Annotated in this window: 8 protein-coding genes; all 8 read right to left on the bottom strand. The window is 71.1% G+C overall.

From position 1 onward, the window contains the following. Window positions 1-3: 3 nt before the first annotated feature. Window positions 4-1,971: an alginate lyase family protein gene (locus ACFYR3_RS38250; protein WP_389286647.1), complete on the bottom strand. Its 1,968-nt coding sequence runs from the start codon at window positions 1,969-1,971 to the stop codon at window positions 4-6. Next, window positions 1,968-4,181 (bottom strand): bi-domain-containing oxidoreductase, encoded by a 2,214-nt coding sequence (locus ACFYR3_RS38245; protein ID WP_389286645.1) that lies wholly within the window; start codon window positions 4,179-4,181, stop codon window positions 1,968-1,970. The genes ACFYR3_RS38250 and ACFYR3_RS38245 overlap by 4 nt, the downstream gene beginning before the upstream one ends. Before the next feature lie 29 nt (window positions 4,182-4,210). After that, a complete protein-coding gene (asnB, locus tag ACFYR3_RS38240) occupies window positions 4,211-6,145 on the bottom strand; it encodes an asparagine synthase (glutamine-hydrolyzing) (protein ID WP_355856170.1) in 1,935 nt (644 codons plus the stop codon). A 2-nt stretch (window positions 6,146-6,147) separates the two neighbouring features. After that, window positions 6,148-7,665: a Wzz/FepE/Etk N-terminal domain-containing protein gene (locus tag ACFYR3_RS38235; protein ID WP_355856173.1), complete on the bottom strand. Its 1,518-nt coding sequence runs from the start codon at window positions 7,663-7,665 to the stop codon at window positions 6,148-6,150. After that, entirely contained in the window at window positions 7,662-9,029 is a 1,368-nt protein-coding gene (locus ACFYR3_RS38230) for a Wzz/FepE/Etk N-terminal domain-containing protein (protein ID WP_355856176.1), read from the bottom strand. Before ACFYR3_RS38230 ends, ACFYR3_RS38235 begins: the two co-directional genes overlap by 4 nt. Continuing rightward, complete coding sequence (locus ACFYR3_RS38225; RefSeq protein ID WP_355856179.1) at window positions 9,026-10,291, bottom strand: glycosyltransferase family 4 protein; 1,266 nt, start codon at window positions 10,289-10,291, stop codon at window positions 9,026-9,028. The genes ACFYR3_RS38230 and ACFYR3_RS38225 overlap by 4 nt, the downstream gene beginning before the upstream one ends. Continuing rightward, window positions 10,281-11,600 carry a nucleotide sugar dehydrogenase gene (locus ACFYR3_RS38220; protein ID WP_355856182.1) on the bottom strand — a complete coding sequence of 440 codons (1,320 nt, stop codon included), beginning with the start codon at window positions 11,598-11,600 and terminating at the stop codon, window positions 10,281-10,283. Before ACFYR3_RS38220 ends, ACFYR3_RS38225 begins: the two co-directional genes overlap by 11 nt. 73 nt (window positions 11,601-11,673) lie before the next feature. Next, on the bottom strand, window positions 11,674-13,152 hold the full coding sequence (locus ACFYR3_RS38215) for a sugar transferase (RefSeq protein WP_355856185.1): 1,479 nt from the start codon (window positions 13,150-13,152) through the stop codon (window positions 11,674-11,676). Window positions 13,153-13,676 lie beyond the last annotated feature (524 nt).

The raw sequence follows: 13,676 nt of genomic DNA, 5'->3' as shown, positions 1-13,676 counted from the left end.
CCCCTAGCCGCGGAACCTGAGTACGGTGGTGAACCCCTCCGCGCCGTCGGCGAAGCCGGTGCCGACCAGCGTCGTGGCGGGTTCCTTGCGCCCGAAGCCGGCGGAGTACCAGCCGAGCGGCGGGTCACTCTCGCCGCGATGCGCCCGCCAGCTCAGCTGCCCCGGCAGGTCGAGCACCGCGGAACGGTCCTCGCCGTCCCGGGTCCAGGTGAGCAGAGCCCGGTCGCCCGTCAGGTCCGCGCCGATCGCGGGTCCGAGGTGGAACGCCAACTGCACGGCCCGGCGCGGCCCGCGCACCTCGTCGACCACCCGCAGCTCCTGGCTCGCGGCCGTCAGCTCCACCCGGCGGCGGTGCACGGAGCGCTGGTAACCGTCGTGCTCGGCACACCAGCGGGCCGTCCCCCCGCCGGAGGCGTCGGTTGTGTCCGCGGCCAGGACGCGGCTGCGGGCATGCCGGGTCCACAGGAACGGGCCGCCGGAGACGGACTGGTCACTGCCGTCCAGCCGTAGGGTGTTGTGGCCGAGGGTCGACCGGAAGTACTGCCGCCACTCGGGTTGCCCGTGGTAGCAGTACGTCCCCGGGTCGGCGAGCACGTCGACACCGTCGTGCCGTACCTCCACGGACAGCGCGTCCGCGTGGCCGTGCGCGGCGATGGAGAGGAAGCCGTGCGGACCGCCGTCGCAGCGGCACCAGATCTCCGCCGGACCGCGCAGGATGGTCATGCCGGCGTCGGCGAAATGGGCCGGTCGGCTTGCCGGGCGGGACACGGCCGGTGCGGTTTCATCGTTCGGGTACGGCCGGATGAGCGCGGCCAGCAGCGGGGTGCGCACATCGGTGCCGTTCACCGTGGGCCACCAGGCCAGCCGGCCGAACACGGCGTCCCCGGTGGCCAGCAGCGAGCCCCAGCGGTCGGTGCCCGCGCCGTCGACGACCAGGCCGTGCCCGTCGTCCGCGTCCCCCTGGCGCGGCGGCCGTAACCGGTTGTCCACGACCGCCGCGAGCGCGTCGGTCATCCGCAGCAGTACCAGGCGGATCGACGCGGGGACCGGCACTCCGGCCGCATCCGCCTCGGCCACCGCGGCCAGGCCGAGCTCCAGCACCAGTCCGTGGTACTCGGTGGCCAGCTCGCGGTTGAGGCCGGAGTCGAAGGTGTTGCCGCGCAGATGCCGCTCCAGCGACCGCAGCGCGCCGGCTCGCCAGCGCGCCGAGGAGGGGAACCACCCGAACGCGCAGGCCGCGGCGAACTGCCCGGCGGCCTCGGCGATGACGTGGTTGTTCGCCGAGGAGCCCCGGCTGGGGAAGGCGGCCAGCCAGCGCTGGTGGTGCCAGATCTGGTTCAGCGCCACCGGGTTGCCCTCGAACAGCCCGGCCGCTCCGGGCCAGCCGTCGAGCAGCCGGCGGATCCACACCCAGGACAGCAGCCGGATGCCCAGCTCGATGCCGCTGATCCAGTGCACGCCGCGCAGCGGTGGGTTGGCCGTCCACCATGACCGCAGGTGGCCGGCCACTCGCTCGGCGTACCGCTCCTCCCCGGTGATCGCGTAGGCGGCTGCGAGCACGGTGAGGTACTGGTGCCGGGACAGCTCCCAGATCTGCTTGATGTCCCCGACCGCGTCCTCGTTCCGGTAGGGCACGTCGAAGGCGTAGCCCCACGGAGCCCGGCGCCCGGTCTTCGGGTCGCACCACCAGTCGGGGTCGTCCAGGTCGTCGCGGACCACCCCGAAATACTCGGCGTGCCCGTACATCAGCCGGTCCGCCTCGGCGATGAGACGTTTCGCGGCGTCCGGAGGTATCGCGGCGATCGTCCCGGCGGGCAGTACCGAGGTGAACCGGGCGCCGGTCACGCCCGGGCAGTGCGGCCGCGCCGACCGCCACCGCCGTCTGCGCACCGTGTCGCCCACCCGGCCGCCGATCTCCCGCGGCCCCATCCGGGACAGCCGCCGCAGGTACCAGCCCGCGCTCATGGTCATCGAGCGCTCGCCAACGTCACCGGCGCGCCGCCGACCAGGCCGGCCTGCACGGCGAGCGTGGCCGACGTCGTGGCGACCAGCGACTCCAGCGGCACCGGCATCGGTCCTCCGGTCCGTACGGCCTTGATGAACGCGGCGAGTTCGGCGGACTGGCCCTTGTCCCGGGCCTTGGGCAGCCGCGAACTGACCCACCGCTTGCGGCCGGCCCCGCCGTCGGAATACACGGAGGCGCGGACGAAGTCGTCGAGCCGCAGCACCTTGCCGTCCGCGACCAGGTCCAGCGTCTCCTTGGGGAATCCGGCCGCGCCGTTGGTGACGTAGCTGATGGCGGCGGTGGATCCGTCCGGGTAGCGCAGCACGACCTGCAGGTCCTCGTTGCCGGACGGGGCGACCGCGTACACCGATACCGGGTCGGCATCGAGCAGCCAGCTCGCCGTGTCGACGAAGTGTCCGCCCTCGCCGGCGAACCGCGAGCCCTCGGTGCCCTGTTGGAGGTACCAGCTGCCGTGTCCGAGGCGGCCCGCGTTGACCAGGTAGCGCAGGCTCGCCGGCCCGGTCCGGTTGCCGAACCGCTTCCTGGCCTCCTGCAGCAGCGGCGCGAAGCGGCGGTTGAAGCCCACCTGCAGCCGGTCGTTGCCGGACTCCTCCACCGCCGCGAGCACACCGGCCAGCTCGTCCTCGGTGAGCGCCAGCGGTTTCTCCACGAACACCGTCTTGCCGGCCAGCAGTGCCCTGCGGGTCAGTTCGGCGTGCGAGCTGTGCCGGGTGACGACGAACACCGCGTCGATGGACTTGTCGCCGAGCACGGCGTCGAGATCGGTGGTCGCCTCGGCGAAGCCGAACTTCCGCTGCGCGTTGGCCGCGGACAGCGCCGTCGTGGTGACGACCGTGGACAACTCGACACCGTCGCGCTGTGTCAGATGCGGAAGCAGCATCGACGTCGCGTAGTTTCCCGCGCCGACGAACGCCAGCCGTACCGGCGCGTGGGCGGACCGGGCCGGGGTGGACGTTCCGCCGCCGCGCCGCACCGCGGGCACGGCCATCGCCGGGGCCTCCGTTTCCCCCGCGTCCTCCGAGCCCTCTTTCTGTTCGGGGTACCGGAACAGCACGGTCACGGCCTTCAGATCCCCGTCCTTCAGGCGCCGGTACGTCTCGACGGCGTCATCGAAGTCGGCGATGTGGGAGACCAACGGCTCCACATCGACGTTGCCGCGGGCGAGGAGATCGAGGAAGCACGCCAGGTTGCGGCGCTCGGTCCAGCGCACGTAGCCGATCGGGTAGTCCCGGCCTTCGAGCTCGTACTGCGGGTCGTAGCGCCCAGGTCCGTACGAGCGGGAGAACCGGACGTCGAGCTCCTTCTCGTAGTACGCGTTCCACGGCAGGTCCAGGCGGCACTTGCCGATGTCGACGACCCGGCCGCGGTCCCGGCAGAGCCTGGCGGCCAGTTCGACGGGCTGGTTGCTGCCGCCGCCGGCGGCCAGGTACACCTGGTCCACGCCGTGACCGCCGGTGAGTTCGGCGACGGCGGCTTCCACGGCCGCGGAGGCGGGATCGCCGCAGGCCGTGGCGCCCAGGCGCTCGGAGAGTTCGCAGCGCGCCGGGTCGGGGTCGACCCCGACGACACGGACCCCCGAGGCGGTGAGGAGCTGGACCACGAGCTGCCCGATCAGCCCGAGGCCGATGACCAGCGCCACCTCGCCGAGCTGCGGCTCGCCCTGGCGAACGCCCTGCATCGCGATCGACCCGACGGTGCCGAAGGCCGCGTGCCGCGGCGCGAGGCTCTCCGGCACCGGGGCGTAGAGGTTCTTCGGCACCCAGTTCAGCTCGGCGTGCAGCGCGTGCTCGTTGCCGGCGCAGGCCACGAGATCGCCGACCTTCACGTCGTCGATCCCGGTGCCGACCTGCTCGACCACCCCGCACAGGGAGTAGCCCAGCGGCGTGTAGGAGTCCAGCTTGCCCATCACCTTGCGGTAGGTGGCGGGCACCCCGTTTGTGGCCACGCTCTGCATGACCTTGGCCACCTGGTCCGGCCGGGAGCGGGCCTTGCCCAGCATCGACATCCCGGCCTCGGAAACCTTCATGAGCTCGGTCCCGGTGGAGATCAGCGAGTAGGCGCTGCGGACCAGCACGCCGCCCGGCTTGCACCCCGGCACCGGGACGTCGAGTACCGCCAGCTCGCCGCTCTTGTAGTTCTGTACAACCTGCTTCACCCGAAGTCTCCTTGTTTCTATGCCGTCTTCTACGCCGCCGAGCGAGTGTTCCGGCCGGACCCGGAGGTCGCGTCGCGGTACCAGTACTCGAGGGTCAGCACATGCCACAGATGCTTGGAGAAGTCCCGTTGTCCGGCGGCGTCCTCGGCGACCATGCGCGCCAGGGCGTCGCGGCGCAGGAATCCTGAACTGACGAGCACGCCGTCGTTGACCACCTCGCGCACCAGCGGTGCCAGATCCCGGCTCATCCAGGCCCGCAGCGGGGCGCTGAACAGGCCCTTGGGCCGGTAGACGATCTCCCGGGGCAGGACCGAGGCGGCCGCCTCCTTGAGGACGGCCTTGCCCTGCCGTCCGACGATCTTGCGATCGCCGGGCACGGCGAACGCCGCCTTGACCACCTCGACGTCCACGTACGGCACCCGCACCTCGGTCGAGGCGGCCATGCTCGACCGGTCCGTGTAGGCGAGGTTCAGGCCAGGCAGGAACATCCGGGCGTCGCCCAGGCACATGCGGTTGACGAAGTCGTCGAGGTCGTTGTCCAGGTAGATGTCCGCGTGCTCGGTCAGCACGTCCTCGACCGTCCCGGCCAGATCCGGATTGACCAGGGCGAGCAGCTGGTCCTGGTCGTACATGGTGTAGCTGCGCCGGAACGCGGTCTCCTCCGGCAGATCGGCGAAGGAGAGGAACCGCTTCGCGAAGCGCACCGACCGGTACCCCCGGCGGGCCGTGGCGACCGGCAGCCGGTCCACGGCCCTGGACAGGCCGCGCCGCAGGGGTCGAGGGATGCGCTGGTAGCGCAGCGCGATCAGGTTGGCCAGGTGCTTGCGGTAGCCGGCGAACAGCTCGTCGGCGCCCATCCCGGAGAGCATCACCTTGACCCCGGCATCCCGGGCGGCCGAGCAGATCAGGAACGTGTTGATCGCGGCGGGGTCGCCGATCGGCTCGTCCAGGTGGTACGTCATCTGCGGCAGCAGGTCGAGCACGTTCGGAGCGATCTCGATCTCGTGCAGGTCGACGCCGAACCGCTCGGCCACCTGCCGGGCATAGCGCAGGTCGTCCGGCATCGCCTCGAACCTGGCGTCCTCGGCGCGGAACCCGATCGTGTAAGCCGAGATCCCGGGTCGGTCGCGGGCCGCCAGTGCGGTCAGGTAGCTGGAGTCGAGTCCGCCGGAGAGGAAGGTCGCCACGGGTACGTCCGAGAGCAGGTGGCGCCGGGTCGACTCCTCGACGATCGCGGCCAGGTCCGGCTGCTCGCCGTCCCGGGCGCGCTCCCGGCCCTCGGCGGCGACGTCCCTCAGGTTCCAGTACCGGCCTCGCTCCACCCGGCCGTCGGGCCGGCACCGGAGCCAGCTCCCCGGCGGCAGCTTCTCCGCCTCGCGGAACGCGCACCGTGAGTCCGGCACCCAGTAGTACAGCAGCGAGGCCACCAGCGCGGCGTGGTCCACCTCCAGCGTCCCGCCGGTCACGGCGGCCAGCGCCTTGAGCTCGGAGGCGAACACCAGACCCTCGCCGCGCCGGAGCAGGAACAGCGGCTTGATGCCCAACTGGTCCCGGGCGAGCACCAGTTCACCGGTCCGCTCGTCGAATATCCCGAACGCGAACATGCCGCGCAGCCGGGGCAGGCAGTCCGTGCCCCAGCGCCGCCAGGCCTCCAGCAGCACCTCCGTGTCGGAGGTACCGCGGAAGCGCACCCCGGTGGCGGCCAGCTCGGCTCGCAGTTCGGGCGCGTTGTACAGCTCGCCGTTGTACGTCAGGACGAGGCCGCCCGAGACCATCGGCTGGGCGCCGGTCTCGGACAGGTCGACGATGGCCAGCCGACGGTGCCCGAGGTGAATCTCGCCGTCACCGAGGGGGTGGCTGTACCGGCCGGACCCGTCCGGACCGCGGTGGGCGAGGGTGTCGGTGAGCCGGTCGGTCACGGCCTTCCCGTCCGGCCATCGGTAGGTGCCTGCGATGCCACACATGTCTACCGCGCCTCCTGGTCACTGTCCGGGACGCGTGCCGCCCACATCGGCAGCCGCTCGTTCGGGCGGCGGCCCGTCCCGTTCTGCTGGGCCGGCGGCTCGCCGCGGCCGCGCAGCGCGGTGTACGGCCCGTCCCACAGCGTGCCGTCGGTCCGGTCACGCGGATCGGGGTCGATCAGCACCACACCGATCACCGCGATGCGCTGGTCCGCGAGCTGCCGCGCCACGGTGTGCAGCCATGCGGCGCTGCCGTGCCCGGCCCGTACGACGAGCACGGTCCGGGTGCCGAGGTACCGGAGGTCGGTCCACGCCGTACCGGGCGCCACCGAGCCGACGCCGAGCCGGCGCTCCTGGTGGGACACGGCCGCGGCACGTTCGCCGCTGACCACGGTCGGGTCTCCCGGTCTCGGGCGGCGCCTGGTGAGCTGCAGGCCGGGCAGATCATCGACGACGACCACCGGCTCGTCCGCCGCAAGTGCCCTGGCGAGGTCCAGGGCGATCACGCTCGTGCTGCGCGCACAGCCCAGTTCCAGCAGCGACACCGGTTCCGTGGAGCCGTGCAGCCGGGCCAGTGACGTGGTGAGCCGTTCGCGTGCCGTCCGGAACCGTCGGCGCTTCCACAACCTGGGCGACCGGCTGGGCAGTTCAGCGATGACCGAGGTGGCGAGGTTCGCCGCGATGTCCCGGCGGAGCACGGGGCGGTCCGCCACCACCGTGCCGACCGCGGCCACCGCGAGCCCGAGTGCGAGTCCGAGGACGAACCCGATCGCGGCGTTGGTGGCGGCGGCTTTGGGCAGGGAGGTTCGCACCGCGCGTGGTGCGTCCACGACCTGTGTGCCGGCGACGAGTTGGGGCGTGCCGATGCGCGCCTCCGCGGCGCGCTGGCTGAAATCGGTGATCCGTGAGGTGAGTTCGGCCCGGCTGGCGAAGAGCGACTCCAGGTTCGCCGACGCCTTCGGCCCGCCCTGCGACGACCCGTCTCCGATCGCCTTGTTGACCTGGGCGAGTTCGCCCTGCATCCGGTCACGCTGGTCGAGCAGGGCCTTGGCCTCGGCGTCGGCGGCGTCCTTGATCCGTGTCACATGGTCCGCGACGAACGCGTCGGCCAGCGCCTTGGCGCGGGCCACCGCCTGCGCGTCGGTGTCAGCCGTCACGGTGATCTGCAGCAGGTTGTTGGTCAGGCCGACAGCCCCGTAGTCCCGCATGAAGTCCTCCGGTCTTTCCGGGGACCCGAGGGACCGCAGGGCCTTGGCGGCGATCCGCGTGGTCTGCAGCAGCCCCACGTCGGTGCGGATCAGCGTTCCGGGATCGTTCGGCTGGTCCTCCTGATGCGCGACCAGCACCTTGGCCACGGCGGTCGGCGGTGGCGGCAGCAGGACCGCCACCGCCGTGCCGGCGAGCAGCCCCAGCAGCGCCATGGAGCACCAGAGGCGGCGCCGCCTGCGCACCGCCACCACCAGCGCCTGCAGGTCGAGCAGCGGAGCGGCGGCCGGCGACTCCGACGTCGTACTCGTCGTCACCCTGAACTTCCCTTCACGTCGTTGCCCACCGCGAGCACCGGCGTGGCGGCATCCCGAGTACGGCCGGCGGATTGCGTGGCACGGGCCCGGACCGCGCCGGCGAGGACGATGCCGACGACCTCGTGCTTGGCGTCCGCACAGGCCTCGGCGATACCGGCGAGCTCGGCCGCGGTCCAGGCGCCCGCGCCGAGCACGACCAGGGCACCGGACTCGTTGTCGCGGTCCGGCACCAGTGGCTGGGACGCCGATACCCCCACCACCCGCAGCATCGGATCGTTCCCGGCCTCGGCGACGAGCTGCCCGGCGGCCCGGCGGGCGATCTCGTCGCCGTCCGGGACGACGACCAACAGCCTTCGGGGGGACGGCAGTTGGTCTCGGAGACGGGAGCACACCCGTCGGTAGCGGATCTGCCGGCTCGCCTCGTCGCCGGACGTCTGCGGGGTCGGCACGTCCCACCGGATGTCGACACCCAGCAGTCGCCGGATCAGGGTCCGGGTGCCACGGCCTTCCGGCCGGTGCGCGGAGCGTCCACCAGGTACGTCGACGGTGCCCAGCAGCGTCGAGCCCAGCGCCGCGGAGATCTCCGGTTCGGTCCGCAGCCGGCGGCTCATCCGTACGGCGGTGAGATGGCCGATGACGGCGAGCAGGAAGAAGAGCAGCGCCCCGCCGGCGATGAGCTGCGTCCTCGTCGGCGGTGCCTCGCCGGTCGGCCGGGCGGCCGACCCCATGACGACCATGTTGGCCTTGTTGGCGGCCGGGCCGGCCTGGTCCAGCTTGGTGATGGCCTCCTGCAGCGAGGTGCGCAGCTTCTCGAGCTCGGTGCGGGTCTGCACGCCCTCCACGGTCCGCCCCGGATCGGCCGCGTCGGCCAGGTCGGTGATGCGGCGGTTCGTCTGCACCACCATCTGCTGCAGTGCCTCGAGCTGCCCCGCCGCTTCGGGGTCGGTGTTGTCGTCCACGATCCGCGCTGCGAATGCGACGAACTGCCGGGCCACCTCGTCGGAGAGCTGCTGTGCGCGCTCCGGGGTGTCGGCCGTGCCCGAGATCTTGATGATGTTCGCGTCGGCGGCCTTGGCGCTCACCCGATCCCGCAGCTCGCTGCCGCTGACCCCATGCCAGTGAAGCGTGGCGGCCGCGCGGTCGACCACCACGGAACTGGTCGCGATCTCCGCCTGGGTCAGCAGCTCGCGCTCCTCCCACGCACCCGGCAGCAGTACCGATGCCGACGTCGTGTAGCGCGGCGGAAACAGCAGAGAGGTGCCGTACCCGACGAGCGCACCCACCAAGGCGAGGATGGTGAGAAGCCGCCAGCGCCGACGGATAATCCGCCCGATCGTGGCCAGGCGTATCGTGTCATCGCTCAACGGTGCGGCCTCCGTCTTGCACGGTCCGGGTCGCCCGCCGACGCCGGAGCGTCGTCACGGCAGGCAGCGGCGTAGGCGGCGAGCAGCGATCGCTGGGAGTTCCGCCAGGAGAGCGCCCCGCTGATCCGCTCCTGGCCGATCTTGCCCATCAGAGCCCGCTTCTCCGGATCGTCCAGCAGCAGCGCGATGAGCCCCGCGAACTCGGCCTCGTCGTTGGCGGGTGCGTAGAGGGCGGCGTCACCGGCCGAGACTCGCGCCTCCCGGAGGTCGAACGAGACGATCGGCCGGCCCATCACCATGTACTCCAGGACCTTGTTCATGGTCGACACGTCGTTGAGGGGATTGTGCGGGTCGGGGGAGAGGCACACGTCCGCGGTGGACAGGTAGCGCACCAGATCGGCGTCCGGAATCCGCCCCGTGAACTGCACCTGCTCCGAGAGCCCGAGCTCCCGGGACAGCTCCACCATCGCGTCGAAGGTGTCGCCGGCGCCGACGAACACCGCGTGCCAGTCGGTCCGCCCGAGCTCGTCGCGAAGCTTGGCGAGCGCCCGCAAGGCGTAGTCGACGCCGTCCTGTGGGCCCATGACTCCGAGGTAACACAGCAGATGAGGCTTGCCGCGCTTCAGTTCCGGCTCGGGCGGTACGGGGTGGAACCGGTCGATGTCGGGCGCGCTGCGCACCACGAACACGTCCTCCGGCCGCCGCCCGCCACGGCGCACCGCGACATCCCGGTAGCTTTCGTTCGTGGCGAGCACGACGTCCGCGGCCCGGTAGGTCCGCCGTTCGAGCGCGCACACGGCGCGGTAGAGCAGATCCTTGCCGCGGCCGAAGCGGGAAAGGTACAGCTCGGGTACCAGGTCGTGCTGGTCGAAGACGAACCGCGCTCCCCGCCGCTTCAGCCACAGCGCCGGCAGGAACAGCAGGTCGGGCGGGTTGCAGGCGTGGACCACGTCCACCGGCCCGACCTTCCGGGCCAGGCGGACCGTATGCCACAGCGCCGATCCGTACTCCCGCAGGTAGCCGGCCGGCCCTCCCGTGGCCGCACGTAACCGGTAGCGGTGGATCCGCACCCCGTCGATCTCCGCCTCCGGCTCCATGTCCCGCTTACTGCCCTGGGGGCAGATGACGTGCACCTCCCAGCCCGCGTCGCGCAGTGTCGTGCACTCCTGCCACACCCGCCGGTCGAACGGCACCGACAGGTTCTCCACCAGGATCAGCGCGCGCCGGTCGTGCCGGTCGCCGCTGGTCGTGTTACCAAGCAAGGCCCATGTATCCCGGTTCGGCCCGGCGCGCGTCGGCGTCGGGAAGGTGGATGAGGTCGACAATCATCGGGCCGTCGTCGCCATGGGGCAGGGCCGACAGCACGGCCGGATCCCTGGTCCCGACCAGGCACACCTCGGCGTGTTCGAGCACCTCGTCGACGGAATCCGCGAGGAGCTGCGCGAGGTGCGGCAGCCGGGTCTCGACGTACTCGCGGTTCGCGCCGAGCAGCCGGGAGAGGCTCACGTTGGCGTCGTGGATCCGCAGGTCGTAACCCTTGCCGAAGAGCCTCTCCGCCAGCTCGACGAGCGGGCTCTCGCGGAGGTCGTCGGTGCCGGGCTTGAAGGACAGCCCGAACAGACCCACCCGGCGCTTGCCGGTGCGCTCGACCAGCTCCACCGCGCGCTGCAGATGGTCGGAGTTGGAGGGGAGCACATGGGCGAGGATGGGTACCGAGACATCGGCCCGCTGCGCCGCGTAGACGAGGCTGCGCAGGTCCTTGGGCAGGCAGGAACCACCGAAGGCGAAGCCGGGCCGCAGATAGGCGGGACTGATGTTCAGCTTGCGGTCGGCCAGGAACACGTCCATCACCTGGTGCGAGTCCACCCCGAGCGCCTGGCACACCGCGCCCAACTCGTTCGCGAAGCCGATCTTGAGGCCGTGGAACGCGTTGTCCGCGTATTTGATGGCCTCGGCCGTCGGGACCGGCACCCGGAACACCTCGCCGGGCAAGCCGTCGTACAACGCCATCACCGCGTCGCCGCTCGCCGGATCGAGCTCGCCGATGACGGTCTTGGGCGGGTCGAAGAAGTCCCGCACGCTCGTGCCCTCGCGCAGGAACTCGGGGTTGACCGCGACCCCGATGTCCACCCCGGCCATGCCGCCGACGTGCTTCTCCAGGATCGGCACCAGCAGGTTCAGACAGGTGCCCGGGAGCATGGTGCTGCGGAACACGATGGTGTGCCGCCCACCCCGCTCGGCCAGCGCGGCGCCGATCTGCTCGGTGACCCGCTCCAAGTACGTGGTGCACAGGCTGCCGTTGGGTTCCGACGGGGTGCCGACGCAGACCAGCGACACCTCGCTGCCCATGACCGCCTCGCGGACGTCGTCGGTGGCGCGTAACGCTCCGGTCCGCACGACCTCGGCGATGAGCTCGCCGATACGCTCCTCGACCACCGGGGCCTTGCCGTCGTTGACCAGGTCGACCTTCACCTGGTTCACGTCCACCCCGATGACCTCGTGACCCATGCTGGCCAGGCACGCGGCCGACACGCAGCCCACGTAGCCGAGCCCGAAAACGCTGACTCTCATGACCCGTTCCTCCCCCCAGGCAGGCCCTTTCGGCCTGCGGTCCGCGCGCCGGCCGGACGGCGACTCCCGCGCATCAGTAGGCCCCCTGCCCGTAGAGCACCGCACGCAGCGTCTTCCACAAGATCACCGTGTCCAGGGCGAGCGACCAGTCCTCCACGTACCGCAGGTCCAGCCGGACCGCCTCCTCCCACGACAGGTCGCTGCGTCCGCTGATCTGCCACAGGCCGGTGAGTCCGGGCTTGACCAGCAGTCGCCGACGGATCTCCGGGCCGTACGCGGCGGACTCCTCCGGTAAAGGAGGCCGCGGACCGACGAGCGACATCGAGCCGGTCAGCACGTTGAAAAGCTGCGGGAGCTCATCGATCGAGTACCGGCGCAGCACTGCTCCCACCCGGGTCACCCGCGGATCCCGGCGGAGCTTGAACAGCAGGCCGGCGCCCTCGTTGCGGTCGGCCAGCTCGGCACGTGCCCCGTCGGCCCCGGCGACCATGGTGCGGAACTTGAGAATGGTGAACTCACGGCCGTCCTTGCCGACCCTGCGCTGGCGATAGAACACCCCACCCCGGCTGTCCAGCAGCACGAGCAGTCCGACGAACACCATCAGCGGCGCGAACAGCATCAGCAGAATCGTTGCGCCTATGCGGTCGACGACCTCTTTGATCGCCCGGCGGCCCCCGGTGAAGGTCGGCATGCTGACCCGCAGCAGCGGGATCCCGAGCACCGCGTCGATGTGCAGCCGCGGGCCGGCCACCTCCATCAGCACGGGGGCCACGATCATCTCGGCATCGCTGCCTTCGAGGTTCCAGGCCAGCCGCTGCAGCCGGTCCGGTGACCAGTGCGGGTCCGGTGTGACAGCGACGACGCGGTACCCCTCGCGGTGCACGTGACCCGCGACGTCCGTCAGTCGGCCGACGACCGGCACTCCGTCCAGGTGGTCACCGTCGAGCCCGAGACCGTCCGTCGTGCACACCGCGTCCACCCGCCAGCCGAGGTGCGGGAACTTACGGGTTCGGGTGATCAGGTCGCGCACGGTGGCCAGGCTTCCGGCAGCGAGCACAGGTCTCAGGCACCGGCCCTCGTTCCGCTGCTTGTGCAGCCGGAGGCGCAGCAGATACCGCGCGGTCATGGTGGTGAGCGCGATCGCGGGGATCGCGACGAAGATCCAGAGCTTGATGTTGCGCGAGGTGAGGGCGATCCCGCCGAGCGCCAGTACGACGGTCGCCGCGAACAGTGAGCGCCCGAGTCGGCGGAATTCCTCGGCGCCCTGGCCGAGCACGGCCGGAGCCCACGACCGGCTCACCGCGAGTGCGCCCAGCACCAGCAGTTCGGTGCCGAACGCGAGAATTCCCCATTTCTCGTGCCAGTTGGCCGCGTCACGGGCCCCGAAGAAGTTGCCGATCGCCGCCACCACGAAGGCGGTCGCCACCGTATCGCTGGTGATCACGGCACGGCGGTACCGCTGCTCCCACTCGATCGCGGGCTGGTTGATCGCCCCGCTCGCCAGACGCTCGCGCGCAGACGGAATCGGGCTGACTAGTCCCCCTTGCCGCACAGAACCCCCCAGGTTCCCAGTGGTTCGACGTGTTCGCCTAACACTGTTCCGGGAGGTCCCCGCCTCCCGCGCCGCGCTGTTCCTCCCCCGGAAGGCCCCGCCTCCCGCGCATGGCATATCGGCTATTTCAGAGCAACTCGAACAACCCAACCTGGCGACAGCGGACTCGAATGCCCTGCCAGACTCTCGAAGTGCGCGGGAACCCGTCGAAACCTCGGGTGCTCCCCGCGCCCAGGGCCACTCTCGGAGTCCAGGAACTGATCACCCCCACGTCTGGCGCCGGGAACGTGAAACGGCGGCTTCCCACGGCGCTGGACTTATAGATCATTAACGGTCGCCTCATGTCCGAACAGCTGAAGCACGGTCAATCTAGACCATCGGGGCCAGTATGAAGAGAGGGATGTGTGTAATTTGTGATCGAGCTTTGAGGCTGGATGCACCGATCGGTGACCGCCTCCGGATACTTCACGCCACGGCGCGCTCCAGCGGCGCGCCCGGTCCCCCGGGTACGGCTTCGACGCCGC

The organism is Streptomyces sp. NPDC005784 (assembly GCF_042871525.1).
Classification (GTDB): Bacteria; Actinomycetota; Actinomycetes; order Streptomycetales; family Streptomycetaceae; genus Streptomyces.
Note: the sequence above shows the minus strand (reverse complement) of the source record. Positions and strands in the feature narration are given on the sequence as shown.